General features: G+C 34.9%; 24 protein-coding genes. 12 read left to right on the top strand and 12 right to left on the bottom strand.

Annotation, left to right across the window (positions count from 1 at the left end; translation table 11 throughout):
• Positions 1-63 precede the first annotated feature (63 nt).
• From ACYQZV_RS07340 to ACYQZV_RS07330, 3 genes are read left to right on the top strand one after another with little or no spacing between them, the layout of a single operon-like run.
• Positions 64-657 (top strand): 50S ribosomal protein L25/general stress protein Ctc, encoded by a 594-nt coding sequence (locus ACYQZV_RS07340; RefSeq protein ID WP_459894507.1) that lies wholly within the window; start codon positions 64-66, stop codon positions 655-657.
• Positions 657-1,223 (top strand): aminoacyl-tRNA hydrolase, encoded by a 567-nt coding sequence (gene pth / locus ACYQZV_RS07335; protein ID WP_459894505.1) that lies wholly within the window; start codon positions 657-659, stop codon positions 1,221-1,223. Before ACYQZV_RS07340 ends, pth begins: the two co-directional genes overlap by 1 nt.
• The gene (locus ACYQZV_RS07330; protein WP_459894503.1) at positions 1,202-1,774 is read left to right on the top strand and encodes a FlgO family outer membrane protein; all 573 of its coding nucleotides are present in this window, start codon (positions 1,202-1,204) and stop codon (positions 1,772-1,774) included. Before pth ends, ACYQZV_RS07330 begins: the two co-directional genes overlap by 22 nt.
• Positions 1,775-1,777: 3 nt before the next feature.
• Here the strand turns inward: ACYQZV_RS07330 and ACYQZV_RS07325 are convergent, their stop codons facing one another.
• Together ACYQZV_RS07325 and carA are read right to left on the bottom strand one after the other, a co-directional pair.
• A complete protein-coding gene (locus tag ACYQZV_RS07325) occupies positions 1,778-2,926 on the bottom strand; it encodes an MFS transporter (RefSeq protein ID WP_459894501.1) in 1,149 nt (382 codons plus the stop codon).
• A complete protein-coding gene (gene carA / locus ACYQZV_RS07320; RefSeq protein ID WP_459894499.1) occupies positions 2,927-3,988 on the bottom strand; it encodes a glutamine-hydrolyzing carbamoyl-phosphate synthase small subunit in 1,062 nt (353 codons plus the stop codon).
• Between the two features lie 213 nt (positions 3,989-4,201).
• On the opposite strand from carA, the gene ACYQZV_RS07315 reads away from it, so the two are divergent.
• The 9 genes from ACYQZV_RS07315 (at position 4,202) to ACYQZV_RS07275 (ending at position 14,404) form a co-directional block, all read left to right on the top strand.
• Positions 4,202-5,866: a hypothetical protein gene (locus tag ACYQZV_RS07315; protein WP_459894497.1), complete on the top strand. Its 1,665-nt coding sequence runs from the start codon at positions 4,202-4,204 to the stop codon at positions 5,864-5,866.
• 618 nt (positions 5,867-6,484) lie between these two features.
• Positions 6,485-7,171, top strand: a complete 687-nt coding sequence (locus ACYQZV_RS07310) for a LysM peptidoglycan-binding domain-containing protein (protein WP_459894495.1) — start codon at positions 6,485-6,487, stop codon at positions 7,169-7,171.
• 74 nt (positions 7,172-7,245) lie between these two features.
• Positions 7,246-8,088: a ModD protein gene (modD, locus tag ACYQZV_RS07305; protein WP_459894493.1), complete on the top strand. Its 843-nt coding sequence runs from the start codon at positions 7,246-7,248 to the stop codon at positions 8,086-8,088.
• Between the two features lie 136 nt (positions 8,089-8,224).
• Complete coding sequence (gene modA / locus ACYQZV_RS07300) at positions 8,225-8,860, top strand: molybdate ABC transporter substrate-binding protein (protein ID WP_459894491.1); 636 nt, start codon at positions 8,225-8,227, stop codon at positions 8,858-8,860.
• Entirely contained in the window at positions 8,857-9,897 is a 1,041-nt protein-coding gene (locus ACYQZV_RS07295; RefSeq protein WP_459894488.1) for an ABC transporter substrate-binding protein, read from the top strand. Before modA (ACYQZV_RS07300) ends, ACYQZV_RS07295 begins: the two co-directional genes overlap by 4 nt.
• 9 nt (positions 9,898-9,906) lie before the next feature.
• Entirely contained in the window at positions 9,907-12,114 is a 2,208-nt protein-coding gene (locus ACYQZV_RS07290) for a TonB-dependent receptor (protein ID WP_459894485.1), read from the top strand.
• A complete protein-coding gene (locus ACYQZV_RS07285; RefSeq protein WP_459894483.1) occupies positions 12,104-12,709 on the top strand; it encodes a class I SAM-dependent methyltransferase in 606 nt (201 codons plus the stop codon). Before ACYQZV_RS07290 ends, ACYQZV_RS07285 begins: the two co-directional genes overlap by 11 nt.
• Positions 12,706-13,659 carry a FecCD family ABC transporter permease gene (locus tag ACYQZV_RS07280; RefSeq protein WP_459894481.1) on the top strand — a complete coding sequence of 318 codons (954 nt, stop codon included), beginning with the start codon at positions 12,706-12,708 and terminating at the stop codon, positions 13,657-13,659. The genes ACYQZV_RS07285 and ACYQZV_RS07280 overlap by 4 nt, the downstream gene beginning before the upstream one ends.
• Positions 13,643-14,404, top strand: coding sequence for an ABC transporter ATP-binding protein (locus ACYQZV_RS07275; RefSeq protein ID WP_459894479.1), 762 nt, complete (start codon positions 13,643-13,645; stop codon positions 14,402-14,404). The genes ACYQZV_RS07280 and ACYQZV_RS07275 overlap by 17 nt, the downstream gene beginning before the upstream one ends.
• Before the next feature lie 11 nt (positions 14,405-14,415).
• On the opposite strand, the gene ACYQZV_RS07270 is transcribed toward ACYQZV_RS07275, so the two are convergent.
• The 10 genes from ACYQZV_RS07270 to ACYQZV_RS07225 form a co-directional block, all read right to left on the bottom strand.
• Positions 14,416-15,165 (bottom strand): oxygen-binding di-iron domain-containing protein, encoded by a 750-nt coding sequence (locus tag ACYQZV_RS07270; protein ID WP_459894477.1) that lies wholly within the window; start codon positions 15,163-15,165, stop codon positions 14,416-14,418.
• A 24-nt stretch (positions 15,166-15,189) separates the two neighbouring features.
• Positions 15,190-15,363: an AbrB/MazE/SpoVT family DNA-binding domain-containing protein gene (locus tag ACYQZV_RS07265; protein ID WP_459894474.1), complete on the bottom strand. Its 174-nt coding sequence runs from the start codon at positions 15,361-15,363 to the stop codon at positions 15,190-15,192.
• Between the two features lie 16 nt (positions 15,364-15,379).
• Positions 15,380-15,628: a nitrogen fixation protein NifZ gene (locus ACYQZV_RS07260; protein ID WP_459894472.1), complete on the bottom strand. Its 249-nt coding sequence runs from the start codon at positions 15,626-15,628 to the stop codon at positions 15,380-15,382.
• Entirely contained in the window at positions 15,609-15,926 is a 318-nt protein-coding gene (nifW, locus tag ACYQZV_RS07255) for a nitrogenase-stabilizing/protective protein NifW (protein WP_459894470.1), read from the bottom strand. The genes ACYQZV_RS07260 and nifW overlap by 20 nt, the downstream gene beginning before the upstream one ends.
• Positions 15,923-16,135 carry a 4Fe-4S dicluster domain-containing protein gene (locus ACYQZV_RS07250; protein ID WP_459894468.1) on the bottom strand — a complete coding sequence of 71 codons (213 nt, stop codon included), beginning with the start codon at positions 16,133-16,135 and terminating at the stop codon, positions 15,923-15,925. Before ACYQZV_RS07250 ends, nifW begins: the two co-directional genes overlap by 4 nt.
• 3 nt (positions 16,136-16,138) lie before the next feature.
• Positions 16,139-17,548: a nitrogenase cofactor biosynthesis protein NifB gene (gene nifB, locus ACYQZV_RS07245; protein ID WP_459894466.1), complete on the bottom strand. Its 1,410-nt coding sequence runs from the start codon at positions 17,546-17,548 to the stop codon at positions 16,139-16,141.
• Between the two features lie 152 nt (positions 17,549-17,700).
• The gene (locus ACYQZV_RS07240) at positions 17,701-18,333 is read right to left on the bottom strand and encodes a sulfate/molybdate ABC transporter ATP-binding protein (RefSeq protein ID WP_459894463.1); all 633 of its coding nucleotides are present in this window, start codon (positions 18,331-18,333) and stop codon (positions 17,701-17,703) included.
• Positions 18,333-18,989 carry a molybdate ABC transporter permease subunit gene (modB, locus tag ACYQZV_RS07235; protein WP_459894461.1) on the bottom strand — a complete coding sequence of 219 codons (657 nt, stop codon included), beginning with the start codon at positions 18,987-18,989 and terminating at the stop codon, positions 18,333-18,335. Before modB ends, ACYQZV_RS07240 begins: the two co-directional genes overlap by 1 nt.
• Complete coding sequence (gene modA / locus ACYQZV_RS07230) at positions 18,990-19,727, bottom strand: molybdate ABC transporter substrate-binding protein (protein ID WP_459894458.1); 738 nt, start codon at positions 19,725-19,727, stop codon at positions 18,990-18,992. It lies immediately after the preceding gene.
• A 10-nt stretch (positions 19,728-19,737) separates the two neighbouring features.
• Positions 19,738-20,529, bottom strand: coding sequence for a TOBE domain-containing protein (locus ACYQZV_RS07225; protein ID WP_459894456.1), 792 nt, complete (start codon positions 20,527-20,529; stop codon positions 19,738-19,740).
• Between the last annotated feature and the right edge of the window lie 79 nt (positions 20,530-20,608).

Below are 20,608 nucleotides of genomic sequence, written 5' to 3'. Positions count from 1 at the left end.
AATAAATTATAAATTATGTTATAATATATAGCTTGAAAACTTTCTATAAAAGGAGAGATTGCTATGAAGAGAGTTAGTGTTGAGCTTTTAGAAAGAACAGCTTCTACAAAGGGCGATAAAAAGACCAAGAGAAAGGAAGGATTTGTGCCAGTAGAGATTTATGGCAAAGGTGTACAAAATATTCACGCCTATATGAGGATAAAGGATTTAGCGGCTATGCCCCATGGTACTACGTTTTTGATCGAGGCAAAGCTTGGCAATGAAACACTGCCTTGTCTTCTTAGGGATATTCAGTATGGATGGCTTGGAGATAACCCAGTGCATGTAGATTTGTACAACATATCAAATGTTACTGAAACAGGTGTGGAGGTGCCTCTTGAATTTGTAGGCACACCTAAAGGTGTGGAGCTGGGTGGTACTCTTGAAATACATCTTCACAGCATAGAATTAAAGGTAAACCCAAGAGAGATACCGGATAAAATAACGGTGGATATATCAAATGTAGGCCTTGGTGGGGTTTTGCACGTTAAAGATCTTAATATACCGGCAAATTGTAAATTGATGGAAGACCCAGAAGAGGTTGTTCTTGTAGTGGCAGAACCAGAGGAAACTAAAGAAGGCGAAGAAGAACAAGCTCAAGAAGCTGCCACCAAATAATGATAAAAGCTTTAGTGGGCCTTGGAAATCCTGGGCCCAAATACAAAGATACAAAGCACAACATAGGGTTTAAAGTAATAGATGACATAGCTTTTAAGCTACATTTAAAAACACCTATTGAAAAATATATGTCTTTGGTTTTTTATATAAAAGAAAAAGATGTATACCTTATAAAACCACAAACTTTTATGAATAACTCAGGTATAGCTTTAAGACAGTTTGTAGAAAAAACAAAGATATCTCCAAATGATATACTTGTAATATACGATGATATGGATTTACCAATTGGCACTATAAAGCTAAAACCAAGCGGAGGCTCTGGAGGTCATAATGGAGTGGAATCTATTATAAAAGAGTTGAGGACTCAAGATTTTCCAAGGTTAAGGATAGGGATAGGTAGACCAGCCTCTAAGGATGATGTATCTCAGTACGTCTTAAGCCATTTTGATTATAAAGATGTGGCTGTTGTAAAAAAGGCTGTGGAAAAAGCAAGCGAATGTGCTCTTAGGACTTTAGAAGAGCCTCTTGAAAACGTAATGACTTTATGCAATACAAAAAGCTTGTAAACTTTTTGCCTATTATAGTTTTTTCTTTATCGCAGCTAAGTTGCTCTTCTATAACATCCACCGTAAATTATGAAGCTTATAAGCTTGGCATAGAAAAATCTAAAGCTCCTTTAAAGTATCTTGCTGATAGGATGGCGCATCATACATGTCCTACTTTTAACGTTTACAACAAGACGTATACGATACCGGTGGTAGCTGTTATGACTTACGTAGATTCAAACAACATAAACTATACAAGCGCTCTGGGAAAAACCCTTACAGAGCTTTTTAAAGATGCTCTTATAAAAGAGTGTCATGTTAAAATCATTGAGATAAACTTATCAAAGTATGTAACGGTAAATTCACACGGCGATGTAGCTCTTTCTTCCAATGTAAAGGATTTGAGGACGAGATTTAGAACATCTTACATATATCAAGGTATGTACACCCTAACAAGGCATCAGCTTATAGTGTATACAAGACTTATAAATTTGAGGACTGGAAACATAGATAAAGCTTATACCGATGAGATACCAGCCAACGATGAGATAAGAGAACTTCACGACGAATAGTGGCTATTTTGCTTGATTTCCGAAAAATTTTTTATATAAACCAATATTTATTGCCATTATAGAGGTATATATATAAAACGGTAAACTTACAAACGAAAACTCCCATAACAGGCTTGTGAGCATCGTAGCTATAGAAGAAGCACCCAAGCGTGATATTTGATTGAGGCTAAAAGCTCTAGCTATTTCGGATATGTCGATCATCTCGCTCATCATAGATTGTTGTATAGGTAAAGCCAGCACTCTAAACGAAGGGTAAAGGCTATATAAAATCAAATCTACATAAAGGTTTCTTGCGAGCGGCATAAAAAATATGATGATAGCGCCTACAGCTCTTGTAAGTATTATGCTTTTAAGATTGCCAAGATGTTTATACAGTATATTTGCAAGAAGAGGTGAAATGGAAGCTAAAATACCAGCTAAAAAAGCCCAAAAAGCCATATCAGATTTTTTGATATGATAAACTATTATAAAAAATGGAATTAAAAATGGTGTTATAAGCCCTTGGGAAAATCCATTTAGAAAACCCACCACTGAAAATTGACCTATGGTTTTTTTGCTGTTTAGTGTATCCAATCTACCCTTTTTATGGTATGAATCTATTGGTATTATAAAAAGTATGCCCAATAAAGATATCCAGAAAGCTACCAAGAAAGCTTCTTTGTTGTTTGGGATAAACCTTATCAAGTATGCACCAAAGGCACCTGATATACCTGTTAGAAAAGTAAATATAGAATAGGCAAACACCCTTTTTTCTTTTGGTATTATATCTGTAGCCAAAGCGTTTACGGCGGGCATGATGGCACCACCTACTCCACCGCTCATCAAAGAACCAGTGGCAGAGTACCCACCTAAAACAGCGCTTAAAAAAGCCATTATGTAAGAAGGCTCTAAATAGAGTAGCAAAGCGCTCAAAGGCAGAAGTGCCGACATAACAATAACAGCATTCTTCCTATGCCAAACATCCGCTATGATACCGCCCAATACGGATAAAATAGCGGTGGAAATAGTGGCTAAAGCGTATATAAAACCTAAGTATCCTATGCTTTTATGGAAATCTTTTAAAATTATATAAGGGAAAGCTATTGTGATGATGCCACCGGCAATACCCCTTAGGACTCTAAATATAGAGATGTAAAGTAGATTTTTATACATTTAGACCATATCTTTAAATTCTTTAAATATATAAAGAGCATCGTGAGGACCTGGTGAAGCTTCCGGATGAAATTGTACAGAATAATAGGGGATATTTCTATGAGCCATGCCTTCTACCGTGTTATCCAACAAATTAATATGCGTGACTTCCATGAAGTCTGGCAAATCTTCTACGGCGTAGTTATGATTTTGAGAGGTTATAACTACTTTATTGTTTCTTACATCCTTGACAGGATGATTGGCTCCGTGGTGTCCAAATTTTAACTTGTAAGTTTTAGCTCCGATTGCTAAAGCCATTATCTGATGACCGAGACATATTCCAAAAACTGGCTTTTTGCCAAAAAAGTATTTTGCTATGTTTATACCGTTTAATACATTTGCGGGGTCTCCGGGACCGTTTGATAAAAATATTGCATCTGGATTTATTTGTTCTATATCTTCTTTTGATATATTGGCTGGCACTACGGTACATGTTATGCCGTTTTCTACAAGATACTTTATTATGCTTTTTTTGATACCAAAATCTATCACTACGAAATGTTTTGAGCTTTTATAAGCCTCTACTTTGTAAATTTTCTCAGTGGTAACTTCTGATACTAAATCAAGAGAGGATATGTCTTTGACCATCTTTACCTTTTCGTATATTGTTTTTGGCTTTAAGTCTATGGTAGAGATAAAACCTCTGGTTACACCCCTTTCTCGCAATATCTTGACCAAAGCCCTTGTGTCTATGTTTGATATTCCTACTATGTTGTGTTTTTCAAGATAACTAGACAGCGTAGAAATAGAAGTATGGTTGCTGGCTATTTTTGATATATCTTTTACTACAAACCCAGCCACCTTTGGAGCGTCTGATTCTATGTCATTGTCGTTCACACCATAGTTTCCTATCTGTGGATTTGTCATTACTACTATCTGACCTTTGTAAGAAGGGTCTGTTATAATCTCTTGATAACCTGTGATAGCTGTGTTGAATACTACCTCTCCAAAGCATTCTCCGGTTTTACCAAAAGATTTTCCAATAAAATATGTTCCATCTTCAAGGCATAAAATAGCTTTCATTAAAAGGTTATTATAGCATATATAAAGGATATAACTTATTACCATTTATCTTAGTTATTGATCTATAAATATGGATTATATTTATTATAAAAACTATTTATCTTTTTTATACATATAAAAATTATAAAATAATAATTGCTGAATAACTTGAGGTTGAGGAGGTGTATTATGAGAAATACAACGCTTAAGAAACAGGGCGTTGCTCTAGCGTTGTTGGGCTTCGGTCTAATTAACGGTTGTGGTGGAGGTGGTGGAGGTGGTGCAAGCGTAAGTAGTGGAAGTAGTTCTCAGGCTTATTATACCATAGGCGGTGTAGTAGTTGGTAGCAATCTTAGCCCAATTACTATATCAGATAATTTAGGGGATTCAATCTCTATATCTTCAGCTGGTAGCTTTACATTTCCTGCAAAATTTGTTAACGGTCAAGCTTACAGCGTTAGTGTTCAAGCTCCAGCGAGTGAAGTTTGTACTGTAATGAATGGTAGTGGTACTATTGACAATGCTAACGTTAGCAGCATAACAATAAGCTGCACAAACTTAGGTATACAAGCTGCCACTAACGGCTCAACTGCTTTTGCTGTATTTGCCACCAACAATATGCGCGTAGCATTTTTACCTACAAGTGCTGGAATAATACCCTTTAACATAGGGACTTCTAGCCTTACTACCGTATCTACAGTGCTTCGTTCTGTATCTGTACCAAATATGGCATCTTCTACTCTTAGCTTGAGTTTTATCTCATTAACTTTTTCTAATGGATATGGTCCTGATGCATGTTCCGTTGACTCGTTAGCTGAGAAAATGGTATGTATTCAATATGATAGCAATCAAGTAGCTATACTTGATTTAAGTAAATTTGCAACAACTGGAAACACTTCAGATATAGCTACTAATATTTATACGCTTAGTGATTTACCATTGCAGGCTACAATATTCTCAGGAGATAGTTGTACAGATTGCGGTGTAGCTACTATGCCAAATATTAGTAATCCGTTTGCTGGCCAGTTTATTGTTGCTGGATATGATGGATATCATGTATATAACTACCCTTCTTCTACTGGGACATCCTCTATAACAGCTGCCACTGTATATAGTATGTCTATCGGTGAAAACATGAGCGTTGATCCAACACGTAGATGGATTATAGCACCAGGCTCTTACGTAGGAACGTATGGATACGTTACTTTAAATATAGCCAGTATGACCAACAATACGATATATTCTATGACAATTAGCTGTTCTTCTATATCTGACACAAATCAGCAAAATCTTTGTTATCAGTATTCCGAAGATGAAACGGATTCCGAAGCCATAGATCCTGCCACGGGAATAATTATAATGCAAACTGAGGGTCCTACTGTACTTTTAGAAATAGACATGAGTCAAGCTACTTATAGTGGCACTGTATTTACAGCTCCTTATAAATTCTTTTCAGAAGCAAATATGCCAGCTAGATTCACCGGTGTGTTAGCTTCTGGCAGTGGTGACTTTCTATTCATGGGTACTGAATTTTCCCCAGATGCTTGGATTGGTGCTTCGATGTTGCCTACATTGTCTGGTACTACAGGTACAAATCTACTTACAAGCTATACATTCAACCCAGTTTATGTTGACCTAACACAACTCCTACTAAATTCTTCATCTAATCCATCTTGCAGTTCATTTGTTAGCGCTGGCGATCCTCATTCTGAAGCTATGACAGTTTCGCTTGGTGGAAACCAGTATGGACTTTATGCTTCCGGTGATAAGAGTTGCGTAGCTGTTGTAAACTTAAACGCTTTAATGTTGGCTCCCCGTGATCCAAATAATCCAAATTCAATAAGCAGTGGATATAATCTTATTGGTAACGGTGTAGTACAGTTTATACCAGCTCAATAAATAAGTCTTTTGTTCTAGATGGGGCTCTGGTGGCCCCATTTTATATAATAATCATTTATATCTCTAGCGAGGAATTTAATCTTGCATCATTTTTAATAAAAAGCCAGAGTAAAGCTTGGATTGTAATATCACTCAAACTACTTTCTAGAGTTATCCTAAATGTAAATCGTTAGATTTTATAACATGATATTGAAAAAGGCTTGAGGATTTAAAGTGGTATTTCACAAAAAAATAAACTACCTAAAGCATATTCATATAATCTTTTATCGCTTGTTTATATGTTTATGTATAGTACATAGCTTTTTAGTACTAGTGAGCTAGAAGGGTGAATTTCTAACGCGAAGTGCATAAATAGATTATTAGATATATTTTGGTGATTTTTGTTTTAACTTTTCTCTTTTATAATTGTCTTGTTTTCTAACTGGTAGATAATATTTTAAATATTAAATGTAAATCTTTTACGCTATCCTTCTTTAAAAGCCTCAAAACTAAATGCATTTATATCATAAAGTACATTTGTAAAAAGTTTATACTTTTTTTATAAAATTACGATATAATATATATAGCTTGACAAAAGCTTTGAAAAGAGCTATACTTTAGTTAAAGGAGGAGAAAGCTATGAATAGGTTTCTTACAATGCTGGCGCCAGCCATAGGACTGGGGTTCATGCTTTATGCCGCAAGCGCACACGGAAATGAAGGCGCAGGTGTGTACGCAAATCCTGAACCAGACACCTGTAACGACGGTGCTTATTGGATTACTTGTATCGATATCAACAAGATTAAAGCTCTTGGTAAAGAAGAGCACAAACCGGCCCCTCCACCACCTCCACCTCCCCCACCACCTCCACCTCCCCCACCACCTCCACCTCCCCCACCACCACAAACTCCACCTCCACCACCTCCGCCGCCGGTAAGTAAACCCATAGTAAAACCGCATGCTATGTATGGTTATTATAGGGTAAAACCATGCGATACCCTTTCCACTATAGCACAAAGGATTTACGGTACTCAAGTATACTGGCCATCTATATATGACTTAAACAGAAGGGCTATAGGTAGAGACCCATGGATACTAAGAGTTGGTATGAGATTGAGATACTTGGTACACCTTACACCTGCTGAAAAGGCTAGAGCAAGACGTGAATTTAATTACTGGACCCTCAAGTATAAAGACAGAAAACGCAATCCTCTTTGTATATTGAACGGTAAACCAGTAGATGTAAAATCTCACGCTCACCATGCTAAAAAGGCAGCAGCCAAGATGGCTAAAAAGGCCCATAAAAAAGCAGCTAAGAAGAAATAATTGTTAAATTTTATAGAGTCTATAGCCGGATGTAGTGGCCGGCTATAGATTTTTATATTGTTAATGGTTATATTATGATATATATAACGGATGAAGAAATAGATAAGTTTATAAAAGATGATGTGCCATATTGGGATATAACTACAGAACTTCTAGACATAAGGTCTAACGCTACGCTTACAATATCAAATAGGGAAAATGAATGTATCCTTTGCGGTACGGAAGAAGCTGTAAGGATAGCCAAGAAACTAGATTTAGATATAAAGGATTTTAAACCGTCTGGTACTGTTTTAAAGCCTAACGAATCATTTTTTGAAGCTTATGGATATGCAAAAAGCGTGCATAAGGCTTGGAGGCTTTGTTTAAATATATTGGAATATATGTCTGGTATAGCTACAAAAACATATGAAATGGTAAGAAAGGCAAAAAGCGTAAATGGCAATATAGAGATAGCCACCACTAGGAAAACGATAGGTTTTAATAAAAGCCTAACTATCAAGTCTATAATTACCGGCGGAGCAATACCTCATAGGCTAGGACTTTCTGAGAGCATATTAATTTTTGATCAGCATAAAATATTTTTTAAAAATCATGAAGAGCTTTTAAGAGCTGTTAAAAACCTAAAACATAGAGCTAAAGAGCATAAAGTATGTATAGAAGTATCTTCTTTAGAAGAAGCCACAACGTTTATAGATGTGGCTGATATGATACAGTTTGATAAGATTGATGTCAAGCTTTTAGAAAAAGCGGTAAAGCATTTAAAAGCCATAAAGCCAGACTTGATTGTTTTAGCTGCTGGTGGGATAAATATATCGAATATAGAGCACTACGCTGCTACTGGTGCAGATATATTGGTAACCTCTAGTTTATACCAATCGCCTATGATGGATTTTAAAGCAGAAATAAAGCCTTTATAGATTTTTATAATATAAATTGTTATATTTTATCATATATATTGCTATTGACATTTTTTATATATCGTAATATACTAAAGTATATTACGGTTTAGGTATACTAACTTTTTTAGATATACTAACTAGAGAAGGAGTGACTATGGTAAAGTTAGCTTGTGCCCCAAATTTAGAAGGTATTATTGATAAGATAATAGACAGAGTAAATATTGCTAAATCTATTACAATAGGTGATAACTGCCTAGTATACAAGCAATCACTAATTAATTTATATGAAAAGCCTTATGATATTTTCTTATCGGCAGATGTAGAGTCAGCTAAAGAATTAGAAGAGCTTGGTATAGGTAGTGAGTTAAGAGTATATGCTAGAGGAAGACTTTGTTTATTTGCTTTTGATAAAAAACCATCTGAAGAAGATATAAAGAAAGTAGATGTTATAGCAATGCCAGATCCAAGCATTGCCCCTTATGGGAGAGCTGCGTATGAGTTTTTGCAAAATATAAATTTATACAACAAAGACAAACTCATGTTTGGCAAAAACCCAAAGGAAGTTTTAGAAATACATAAAACTCAAAAATCAAGCATTGCTTTTTTGCCGTTGTCTTTTGTGCTAGCCAATTTAAAATCAAAAAACTATCTTGAATTGAGCACATCTTATTATAAGCCTATAGAACAAGCTGGGGTAATTATAAACAAAACCAAAGAAGCTATTTTGCTGTTTGATTTTATAACGTATAGCGAAGAGGCAAAAAATATTTTTAAGGAGTATGGATTATGAAATTAAGCAAGGTTTCCCTAATTTTGGTACCGTTTTTTATAACCGCTTGTTCTCAAAAATCAAATGTATCATCTTCTGGCAATCAATATAATAGAGAGAACAAGACTCCAAAGTATGCGGTTTTATTTCCTATGGCTTTGCCCTTTTGTTTCATGCTAAAAGCCCAAAATAGAATAGTAGGATATCCCGGCATGAATAGAAAAGCTGTACCGTTTTTTGCTGGCAACCTCATATTGAAAGAAGACCCAGATTTTATAGATAAAACTATAGACATAGGAAATCCTCATATTACAAATTTGGAAGTTATAAAAAGTTTGAATCCATCTTTAGTAATAACTGCACCTTTTGGTATTTACAATGAAAAGTTAAACAACATGGGTATTAAAACATTTCCCTTTTGTGGGCAATTTTGTGGTGTAAAATCCCTATTGAGCGACGTAAATGAGCTTGGAAAACTTTTAAATCATCAAAAAGATGCAAAGGAAATAGAAGATTTTTACAAACAAGATATCGATTATGCAAAGCTACATCTTCAAAATATAAAGAGAAAGCCAAAGGTGCTATATCTAACCCAAGAGGGACCAAGCGGTAAGTCTTTAACTGCTGGTGGTGGATTTACAAAACTAGATTCAGAGCTTATAAGTATGGCAGGTGGAGTTGACGTAGCAAAGGATGTAAAGGGTATGTTTGGTCAAATATCTACAGAAGATATGATAAAATGGAATCCTGATTTTATTTTTATAGGAGCTGGCGGTAATGTAAACTCAATATATAAAAACAAAGCTCTTTCTCATGTAAGCGCCGTAGTTAATAAAAGAGTATATGTGGTTCCATCTTTTTGTTCTTCAGAGAAATCTGTTTATTCAAATTGGTATTCTTCTGAGCAGTTTCCGCTTGGTCTTATTTGGACAGCTTACATATTGCATCCTACTCATTTTCAACATTTTAAAAGCTATATACAAAAAGAAGAGGCAAAATATCTACATACATTTTGGAATATAAACTCAATGAAAGTGTGCAATTTGACTTTCAAATAGGAGGTAAATATGAAAAAGCTAGCTCTTGTAATGGCTTTGTTCTCTTTGTCTGGTTTTGCAGAAAAAGTTTATGAGCTTCCACCTTTGAAGGTTAGCTCTTCTGGTAAGTTTTACGAGGTTCTAAGCCAAAAGCAAAAAATATTAAACTTTTTTGTAAACCAAAAACAGCAAATGCTCTCAACGTCTCAAAGTTTTGTGGTGTCAAATAAAAGTTTTAAAGCCATCAGTCCCTTAAATTTTGACGCTTTTGATATGGTTAAGATACTTCCATCTATAAACGTAGAAGGACCAGATTACATAGGAACAGATGAGATTGTAAGAATAAGAGGGCTAAATGTTACCCATGCTGGTAATGTAGAGATAGAAGATGCCCCTATGCCAAACGGTCCAGGAGCCGGTGCTTCTGTGTCTATTTTTAATCCACAAGATATATCTAAAATAACTACATACCTTGGTGCTATACCGCCAGACCAGGGTTTTAACGTGTTTGGAGATTTTCCTGGAATATTGGATTTGCATATATTAAAACCAAGCAATACATTCTCTACCAATATAAAAGAGTATTTTGGTACGCACGATCTTACAAATACATATTTTAGAGTAGATTCTGGAAATATAGAAAATAGATTTAAGTTTTTTATATCTGGGTCTTATCTTTATTCTCACAAATGGAAAGGGCCTGGCGAAATAAGAAGGGGTAATCTTACCTTTGATGGGGATTTAAAAATAGGCGATGCTCTTACTATAAATCTTTTAACTGGCTACACAAAAAACAAACATAACAACTATTTTCAATATACGTTTACCCAGCTTCAGCAATATGGTTATGATTACGATTATAATGAAGACCCTAAGTCTTCTTTTTATTACAACTATAATTTAGAAGATGTTAGATACTATTATATGTTGCCAACTTTCACTATCAAACCTGATAATTATCAAAAGCTTATATTTAAACCTTATTGGTGGTCCATAAAAGGTTATAACGAATACGGTATGATGCAAGGACCTATAAAGAATCCTCAACCTGTGGTTCAACTTTTTTCTTTGGATAGCAAAAGGTATGGATTTATTACAAAATATGTGTATAGTTTTGATAAAAGCAAAAAACTTATACTTGGCTATTGGTACGATAGACAACAAATGCCTGGTCCTCCTTATTCTATAGCAGTATTTAATCCAAGCTCTGGCAATTTAGTGTTTATGAAATATCCTATAAAAGCACTTCACAATTACCATACTACCAATGAACCATTTTTGGCTTTTAAATGGAATATAGAAAACACGCGTTTTGAGACCGGGTTTAAATGGTTAAACTATAAATCTATGGCTATAGCTGGCCAAAATCAAAATGAGCAGGCTTCAAGCGTTGTGTTTAACAAGCCTCTTCCTTATATAGGTGTGAACCATTCTTTTGGTAAAAATCTTAACTTATTTGCAAACTACGGTGAAACCTATGCAGGAGCCAACGTAAACCTATGGCCTTTTTACGCTTCAAACGAGCTATTTTTTACTCAACACAACATAAACCTTCAATATCTTTGGGATAGATTTTTTAATCTTACTACAGCAGATAACGTAGATTTAGGATTAAAATATCAAAAAGATAATTTTTATATAAGCCCTACAATTTTTTATAGCTTTTTGCATCACTACGGTGCTTTTGTGCCTCTAAGCACTCCAAATGGGCTAGCATACCTTCCAGCAAATATAGCAAATGCCAAGTCCTATGGAGCGGAAATCTTAACCGCTTATGCTTTTACGAATCACTTTTCTACATTTTTAAGCTATTCTTATAACAAATTTTACTATACGTCAAATGTAAGTGTAAACTTACCAGGCATAGTATCTCAAAATTATAATATTGCTGGAAATCAAGCCCCAGATACCCCTAAAAATATGGTGAAAGTAGGTATGCTATATAAGTATAAAAATCTATCCATAGTTCCAAGCGTTTATTATGTTGGTAGAAGATGGGGAGATTCTACGCATACTCAGGAGGTATCCCCTTATATAATTGCCAATTTAACATTGGATTACAAGAAAGCATTGGCTGGACATAATTTAGATTTGTCTTTGAGTCTTTTAAACCTATTTAACAAACACTACATATCCACCGTATGGTCTCCAAACTCAAACCAAGCTACGCTAAGCCAACCAACCTACCAAGTGGGAGCTCCTTTTACGCTTATAGGAAGTATAGGCTATGAGTTTTGAGCATAAAAATGATGATATGGTTTATATAGCAGAAAACATATTTAGAGATATATATCCTGTGATAGCGGCGCAGATTGTACAAAAAACTGGCGTATCGAAAGGTAAGGTTTTAGATATAGGCACAGGTTCTGGAGCTCTAGCAAGGGCTCTTTATGAACTTGGGGATTTTGAGATAGTGGCTATAGACTCAAAAATAGATATGTGCGACGCTGCAAGAGATTATATTTTAGTAGAAAATAAGCCTATAAAAGTATTAAATGCTTTTGTAGAATGCATGCCTTTTGACGATAGCTCTTTTGATCTTATAATAAGTAGAGGTTCTGTGTTTTTCTGGAAAGATAAGGTAGCATCTTTTAAAGAGATATATAGAGTATTAAAGGAAGGTGGTATAACTTACATAGGTGGTGGATTTGGTACAAAAGAACTTGCTAGTGAAATTTCAAAGATAATGGAATCTAAATATCCTGAATGGAAGTTTTATGTAAAAAAGCGCATGGAGTCTGTGCCTGGCATATTAAACGATTTGGCTACGTTGGGCCTTCCTTTTGAACTTATAGATAACGAAACTGGTATATGGATTATGATTAGAAAATGAGGTTAAAAATTTTTTATCTTTTTGTTCTTCTTGTATTTTCCTTTTGTTTATCAATTTTTGTTGGTCCTATAAAAGTTCCTTTTGATTTTTGGCTTTTGAAGAATAAAGGCTATTATGAAACTATAGTGTATGATATAAGATTGCCACGTATAATATTATCTTGTATAGTTGGTGGAAGTATGAGTTTGGCGGGAGTTGTTTATCAAAGCGTATTTAAAAATCCGTTGGCTTCCCCAGACATCTTGGGTACTGCTTTTGGATGTGCTTTTGGAGCAGCTATAGGCATATTGCTTTCAGGTAATACGCTTTTTATACAATCTTTAAGCTTTATCTTAGGTATCATATCCACTGTTATAGTATTTTACATAGCTCAAAGAGATAATATACTAAGCTTGGTTGTGTCTGGGATTATAGTGGGTTCTTTTTTCTCTTCTTTGCTTGGATTGGCGAAATACTTTGCTGACCCGGACAACAAGCTTCCAGCTATAACTTTTTGGCTTATGGGTAGTTTTTCGGATGTTGGCTATAAAGATGTGTTGATTGGCCTAATTTGCTTTATACCTATAATGATGATATATAGTAAAAGATGGTTTTTAAATATAGCCAGCTTAGAAGATGAAGAGGCGATGGCTCTTGGTTTTGATATTCATAAGTTTAGAATGCTTATGGTAGGGCTAGCTACATTGCTTGTATCTATAAGTATAGCTTTGGTAGGTATCATTGGGTGGGTAGGGCTTGTGGTACCCCATATTACAAGAATGATAGTAGGTTATGACAATAGATATGTATCGGTAGCAAGCATATTGATAGGAGCAATATTTGTGCTTATATGCGATGATATAGCTAGAAGCTTAACCACTGGAGAAATACCCATAGGTATAATCACATCGTTCATAAGTGCACCGTTGTTTGGGTTTTTGTATAAAACGAACTATGCTAAAAGTAAATAATATAACTTACAAGGCAAACAATAAGCAAATTTTAAAAGGTATAGATTTAGAATTTAACAGTGGATTTGTTTACTCTATTTTAGGACCAAATGGTGCTGGTAAAAGCACCCTTCTTAAAAGTTTAGTAAAGCTAATAAAGCCAGATTTTGGAGATATCTTTGTGGCTGATAAAAGCCTAAAAACTATAAAACAAGAGGAAATATCTAAATATTTGGCTTTTCTAGGGCAAGAACACTCTTCTAAATATTCGTTAAAAGTGTTAGATGTAGTAGTTATGGGTATGCTTTCTAATATAAACTCTGTACCTTCTTCAAAGCATTATGAAAAAGCAAACGTTGTAATAGAGATGCTTGGGCTTAAGGATTTAGCCTATGAGGATTTTGACAAGCTAAGCGGCGGAGAGAAAAAGCTTATACTGATAGCGAGGGCTCTAGTGCAAAATCCACCGGTGTTAATATTGGATGAGCCTACGAATCATCTTGATTTTAGAAATAAACATCATATTCTAAGATTTATAGTGAATTTCACAAAGTCAAACAATGTTATATGTATAATGACTCTCCATGAGCTAGAGATGGCGTTTTATTACAGTGATTTTGTTATCCTTATGAAAGATGGTAAGATAGTAGCTTTTAAAGATAAGTATAGTGTATTTAAAGAATACGATATATCAAAATTATATGATTTGGACATAGATATTAAAATAGAAGAAGATTTTATATGTGTTAAGCCTCAAAAAGTATAAGTTTTTAAGAGTTAAGTTTTTGGATATATCTCGTCTAAAATGTCTAAACCACAGCGAAGGTTGTATAACCAGTTTAAAAATTTGTTTACGTTTTCCCCTTTGAATATTTTCCCATGTTGAGGTGCTATCATATTTATGTTTCTTTTTCTTATTTCTTCAACCCATTTTCTACAAACTATATTGCTTTGCATATATCTTTTGTGAAAGGATTCCATTTTTGCTAAATGTTCGTTAAAATCTTCTACAAATATATCCTCTTCTTCGTTTGTTACAATAGAAGCTCCTATATCACCGCTAAATAAAATACCTGATTTCTTATCGTAAAGAGAAAAATTTCCTACACTATGAAGAAAATGTGCTGGGATAAACTCAATTTCGTTACCGCTAGGCAATGTTATACTCATACCATGGTCTGGAATTTCCTTTATTTTTGTCATATCTTTTATGCCAAAGTGAGATATAAATCTTTTCCATAATTTTGATACATAAACATCAGCTTTTGTATTTGCCATAAGCATTGTGACGCCTGAAGCTACATCAGGGTCTTGATGAGAGTAAAATATAACTTTTATATCTTCTGGGCTGACATAATCAAGGATTGAATCATAAACTTGAAAAAACGAATATATGCTACCTGGGTCTATTAAAACGGCATAACCCTTTTCTACAACCATATACTCGTTGGTCCATATATAATCTCCGCTAAGTCTCATACCTTTTAACAATATAAACTTATGGGCTCCATCGTCATATAAATTCATAATACCCCCTTATTTTTTATTATATCATGTAAACTTATTTTTGTAAATATATACACCTCCACCTTCTTCTATATGCACCATTACCTTATCACCTACCTTTAGTCCCCATTCTGTTACCATTTTCTTTGGTATTACAGCAGAAAGTTCCAAATTTTTAAACTTTACCATTATAGAAGCTCTAAACTCACCAACATCCAAATCCGTTATGACGCCTTTAAACAGAGTATATTTCGTTACAGGCTTCAAGCTCATGTTCCAAACACCCCACTATTTTACCGTGTTCTAAAAAGTTAACAACATACACTACTTGGGTTTGTAAAAATCTTCCTATATCTATTACTATTCCTTCTGCTCCTTTTGGTAGAAGAAGCTCGCCCCAGGGTAAACCTGGAAACGTGCCGTCGTTTCTTATTTTCCTCTTTGTTCTCACTATATCTCCTACTTTAAACTTTGGCTCTATCATTTAAACCAACCTCAAAAACGACGTTAGGCTTCACAACATCTTGGTGGACTTTAAATAGTCTTTCTTTAAATGGGCTATCAGAGCTTTGAAAATCAGAGTAGGCTTTTATAAGAAAGTCCCGCATTTTTTGATAGGCTTCTTCTTCAGAAGTTACCGATAGAGTGTCTATGTAAACCCTAAACTTTTGCAAGATATGTAGTCTAAAAGGTTTTAATATGTGTTCTTCATAGGGTATTTTAAAGTAATCAAAAAATTCTTCTGCACTGCTTAGCTTTTTTATATCTTCAAACAAACTCATATACTCACCTCCTTTAACTTGGTAATGCATAGGTCTATAGGGCATATAGCTACACATTGCGGTTCGTCGTAAAAGCCTTCACATTCAACGCATACCTTAGGGTCTATAAAGAACACCTCATCGTGGTCGTGGTATATCGCTTTAGTAGGGCACAGATCCTCACAAGCATAACAAGATACACAAGCGTTTATATCTATAGAGTAAGCCATACATCATACCTCCACTTTTTCGCCCATCTTTTCAAGAACATATTCTTTGTAATATTTAGCTAAGGCTTCATCTATCGTAAGAAATGCATATTCATCAACGCAATCTATGTTTTTCTCTTTTAAAACATCCCTTGGTTCAAATCCTATTTTAGCGGCTATTATAGCTTTACAATCTGAGAGTTTTGATATGGTGTCTTCTAGGATGTTCTCACCTTCTAAACATGATATAGAACCATGACAATAAGGTGTTACCTTTCTATGGTGTATAAACTTAGCGCCGCTAGCGCTTACTTCGTATATTAAAAATTCGTTGGCTGTTCCAAAGTGTTCGTTTACCGTCATTTGACCTTTTGAGGCTACAGCTACCAATACTTTAGGGCTATTATCTTCTTTTGCACTGTAAAGCAGCTCTCTAGCTTTATGTAACTTTTCTCTTTCTTTTTCTATCTCTTCATGTACTTGTTTACGCCAATTTGGGTCATAGTTTATATTTAGCTTATCTAACTTATCCTTCGTAAACTCTTGCCCTCTATCTTCTCCTAAAAGCCCTACCGCATCAGCTCTACATTGTCTACAGTGCCTCATGAGATTCATATCGCCTTCACACTTTTCTTGGATTTCTTTCAACACTTGAGGAGAAGGAGATTTTATACCTGCTTTTTGGAAAGCTGTTCCATCACCTTCTACGTACGGCATTATGTTGTGTAGAAATGCTCCCATTGACTTTACTTTTTTGCTAAGGTCTAAAATCTCATCACCATTTATTTCTGGGACAAAAACGGTATTTACTTTGACTAGAATACCATTTTCTACACAGGCTTGTAGACCTTCGTATTGTTTTTCTAGCAATATAGCTGCCGCTTCTTCGCCTTTGTATCTTTTGTGATTATAAAAAACCCAAGGATATATTCTTGATGCCGTATCAACGCTTACAGCGTTTATAGTGACAGTAACATGGTCTACATCAAGCTCTTTTATTTTATCTACGTATTTATCCAATACAAGACCGTTGGTAGAAAGGCATAGTTTTATGTCTGGAGCCTTTTCTTTTATAAGCTCAAAAGTCTTAAATGTTCTTTCTGGATTTGCCAATGGGTCTCCAGGTCCTGCTATACCTACTACGGATAGCTGAGGTATTTCCATAGCCACGGCCAAGACCTTTTTAGCTGCCTCTTCTGGTGTAAGAAGCTCGCTTACAACACCGGGTCTTGATTCATTTGCACAATCGTATTTTCTATTACAATAATTGCACTGTATATTGCAAGCCGGTGCTACGGCAACGTGCATCCTAGCGTAAAAATGATGTGCCTCTTGAGAGTAGCAAGGATGATTTTTGACCTTTTCCTTTATGTGATCCGGAAGAAAATCCTCCGTGTTTGAACCTATTCCACAAGCTTTAGAATTGCAACCCATGATATTAACCTCCTTTCATATTTTACTGTAGCAATTACGATGCCATATTTTATTATTCAAATTGTGCTTGATAATCAATAGTAATTTAGATTTGTTATAAAGTATACAAGCTTTTGACAATTGTTATAGTTATAACAAATTTGTAATGTTTTTTACATTAGGCTAAGAGAATACTCTTCAAATTCTTCTTTCGATAAAAGTCTTTGGTCTTCCACAGAAAATACAAAGTCAGATAGTTTGAATATGTCACCCAAATCGTGGGCTACAAAAATTGTGTAAAATTTGTAAGTATTAGCAAATTCTATTATTTTATCCTGTATAAAATGTTTTGTCTTTCTATCCAAAGCTGAAAACGGTTCGTCCATTAAAAGTACTTTTGGAACTCTAGCGATGGCTCTTGCTATTGCCACTCTTTGGCGCTCACCGCCGGAGATTTTGTTTGGGTACTTGTCTTTTAGATGTTCTATGTTAAAAGCTTTTAAAATCTCTAAAGCTTTTTCTTTTGAAGAGGCATAAGCGATATTGTCAATTACTTTCATGTTTGGAAACAATGCAAAGTCTTGAAATACAAAACCCACAGAGCGCTTTTGAGGTGGCAATGATATCTTTTCATCAAGCCATACTTCGTTATCTACTACAATCTTACCTTTAGCCTTCTCTAGACCGGCTATCGCTCTTAAAGTGGTAGTTTTGCCAATACCAGAAGGTCCTAATATTCCAAGTATTTGGCTTTTAGAAAGATTGATTTCAAATTTAAAAAGCCTAGTCTCAATACTTATGTGCATCATCTTTCTTGAAGCCTTTTTAAAATTTGTAAAAATATAAGAGTGCTCATCGCTATGCCAAAAAGTATCAGCGCCGTAATATTTGCATCTTTATAATTTAGCTCTTGTACATAATCAAATATGGCTATAGAAGCGGTTCTGGTTTTATCTGGTATATCACCACCTACCATAAGCACTACGCCAAACTCTCCTATTGTATGTGAAAAAACCAGTACCAGTGAGCTTATTATAGAGTATTTAGAATTTGGTATTATCACTTTTAAAAGCGTATAAAACTTTGATTTTCCAAGCGTGTAAGAAGCTTCTGTAATGGATTTTGGTACAGACCTAAACCCAGATAACACTGGAGAAACGGCAAAAGGCATGCTGTATATGATAGAACCAAAAAGAAGCCCTTTGAAGTTAAATACAAGCTTTATACCAAAATGATTTAAAAATTGTCCTATGGGACTTCCAAGCCCAAATATGTATATTATGTAAAACCCTAGTACAGTTGGTGGTAGTACCAATGGGCTCATGATAAAAGGCTCTACAATATCTGCTATTATGCTTTTACTAAAAGCTAAAAAATAGGCTATAAAAATACCTACTACACCAAGGATTAGCGTAGTAGATATGGCTAGCTCAAAACTTATTAAAAAAACTTTGTAATCCATTTATTTTGGTATGCCGTATCCAAAGGATTTCCATATGGCTACAGCTTCCGGAGAATATAAGAAGTTAAAAAATCTAAAAGCAGCATTTTTATCTTTCGTTGCTTTTATTACAGCAGCCCCTTGTACAATGGGTTTATAACAACTTTGAGGTATGAGATAAATTTTTCCTTTTCCTTTTAACTGAGGAGTTAAAAGAAGTGAATAAGACACAAGCCCCACATCGGCATTTTTAGAGGCTACGTATTGAGCGGTTTGTATTATGTTTTCACCAAAGACTATTTTATTTTTAACATCGTTATATATATGATAACAATGGAGCGTTGATATGCCAGCGATGCCGTAAGGAGCTACTCTTGGGTTTGCTATGGCTATTTTTTTTGCTTTTAAAAGGGCAAGCTTAGGATTGTTTACATTTATGTTTGACTCTACGGTGAAAAGAGCTAGTTTACCTATGGCGTAAGGTCTTGGTTTGTAAGATAAACCTTGTTTATAAAGAAGCTCTGGATAATGGGTATCCGCAGACATAAATACATCTATAGGATAACCTGCCCTTATCTGATTGTAAAAATTACCAGAAGCCCCGTATATAAATTTTAGCTTGTCTTGAGGGTACTCTTTCTCATAAAGGGCTGTCAAATCTTGTAACACAAACCTAAGGTCTGCTGCAGCCGCCACTGTAATTGTGGCGCCAAAAACTATTTTGCTTGCCAAAAGCCCAAAAACAATAAACTTTTTCATAAATAACCTCCTAAATTACATAAATCATAACGTTTGAAGCTTTTATTATGACATAAACTTCTGAACCTTCTTTTATACCAAGCTCTTTTAGTGATTCTGTAGTTATTACGGAGCTAATGGTAAGCTCTGAGCCTATATCCACTTTTACCATGCTGTTTACATCTGACTCTACAATGTGCTTTACCGTTCCCTTTAGTATGTTTCTCACACTCAATGGATATAGTTTTTCTACATCCTCCCCCACCCCCAAAATAACATCAGAGGACTTTATAATAGCCACTACATCCTTGCCAGGTTTTAAATCTAAAGCGTCTGCCGCTTCTGTGGTGATTACAGATTTTACCGTAGCACCGTTTCTTATTGAAATTGTGACTTCAGAGACCGCCTGACCTCTCTCGACAGAGCTTACTTTTCCAAGCAACTGATTTCTTGCAGACAACTTCATATCTAACCTCCTTATAAAGTATAGACTTTCTAATTCTTCTTCTTTTAAAAGCTCCAAAAATTTTTGGTACTCTTCTTGTATACGTTCATAGTTTCTTAAAAGCTTTTTACCATATGGTGTAAGTATAGTTTGTCCACCGTCTTTACCACCAGTTTTTGTATAAACGATAGGCTCTTCCGCTAAATTGTTCATAGCCTGTATATGGTCCCAAGCTGCTTTATAGCTCATCTTCATTTCTTTAGCAGCTTTTGATATAGAGCCGTATCTATCTATAAGCTTTAAGAGCTTATAACGACCCTCTCCAAAAAATCCTTCACCGTTTTTGTTTATAAAGATATCACCCTTAATCTCTATCATAGCAATATTATATTAAAATACTGTCCTCAAAGCCAACGTATAATCCCAGAAAGATTTTAGAGAATCTTTGCCATTTGCC

It is taken from the genome of Hydrogenobaculum acidophilum, from assembly GCF_054656715.1.
The sequence above is the reverse complement of the archived record's forward strand: the minus strand, read 5'-3'. Positions and strand labels throughout refer to the sequence as shown.

Coding starts and splice junctions, on each gene's coding strand:
- ACYQZV_RS07340 (WP_459894507.1), top strand. CDS start 64: ATGAAGAGAGTTAGTGTTGAGCTTTTAGAAAGAACAGCTTCTACAAAG.
- pth (WP_459894505.1), top strand. CDS start 657: ATGATAAAAGCTTTAGTGGGCCTTGGAAATCCTGGGCCCAAATACAAA.
- ACYQZV_RS07330 (WP_459894503.1), top strand. CDS start 1,202: ATGCAATACAAAAAGCTTGTAAACTTTTTGCCTATTATAGTTTTTTCT.
- ACYQZV_RS07325 (WP_459894501.1), bottom strand. CDS start 2,926: ATGTATAAAAATCTACTTTACATCTCTATATTTAGAGTCCTAAGGGGT.
- carA (WP_459894499.1), bottom strand. CDS start 3,988: ATGAAAGCTATTTTATGCCTTGAAGATGGAACATATTTTATTGGAAAA.
- ACYQZV_RS07310 (WP_459894495.1), top strand. CDS start 6,485: ATGAATAGGTTTCTTACAATGCTGGCGCCAGCCATAGGACTGGGGTTC.
- modD (WP_459894493.1), top strand. CDS start 7,246: ATGATATATATAACGGATGAAGAAATAGATAAGTTTATAAAAGATGAT.
- modA (WP_459894491.1), top strand. CDS start 8,225: ATGGTAAAGTTAGCTTGTGCCCCAAATTTAGAAGGTATTATTGATAAG.
- ACYQZV_RS07295 (WP_459894488.1), top strand. CDS start 8,857: ATGAAATTAAGCAAGGTTTCCCTAATTTTGGTACCGTTTTTTATAACC.
- ACYQZV_RS07290 (WP_459894485.1), top strand. CDS start 9,907: ATGAAAAAGCTAGCTCTTGTAATGGCTTTGTTCTCTTTGTCTGGTTTT.
- ACYQZV_RS07285 (WP_459894483.1), top strand. CDS start 12,104: ATGAGTTTTGAGCATAAAAATGATGATATGGTTTATATAGCAGAAAAC.
- ACYQZV_RS07280 (WP_459894481.1), top strand. CDS start 12,706: ATGAGGTTAAAAATTTTTTATCTTTTTGTTCTTCTTGTATTTTCCTTT.
- ACYQZV_RS07275 (WP_459894479.1), top strand. CDS start 13,643: ATGCTAAAAGTAAATAATATAACTTACAAGGCAAACAATAAGCAAATT.
- ACYQZV_RS07270 (WP_459894477.1), bottom strand. CDS start 15,165: ATGAATTTATATGACGATGGAGCCCATAAGTTTATATTGTTAAAAGGT.
- ACYQZV_RS07260 (WP_459894472.1), bottom strand. CDS start 15,628: ATGATAGAGCCAAAGTTTAAAGTAGGAGATATAGTGAGAACAAAGAGG.
- nifW (WP_459894470.1), bottom strand. CDS start 15,926: ATGAGTTTGTTTGAAGATATAAAAAAGCTAAGCAGTGCAGAAGAATTT.
- ACYQZV_RS07250 (WP_459894468.1), bottom strand. CDS start 16,135: ATGGCTTACTCTATAGATATAAACGCTTGTGTATCTTGTTATGCTTGT.
- nifB (WP_459894466.1), bottom strand. CDS start 17,548: ATGGGTTGCAATTCTAAAGCTTGTGGAATAGGTTCAAACACGGAGGAT.
- ACYQZV_RS07240 (WP_459894463.1), bottom strand. CDS start 18,333: ATGCACATAAGTATTGAGACTAGGCTTTTTAAATTTGAAATCAATCTT.
- modB (WP_459894461.1), bottom strand. CDS start 18,989: ATGGATTACAAAGTTTTTTTAATAAGTTTTGAGCTAGCCATATCTACT.
- modA (WP_459894458.1), bottom strand. CDS start 19,727: ATGAAAAAGTTTATTGTTTTTGGGCTTTTGGCAAGCAAAATAGTTTTT.
- ACYQZV_RS07225 (WP_459894456.1), bottom strand. CDS start 20,529: ATGATAGAGATTAAGGGTGATATCTTTATAAACAAAAACGGTGAAGGA.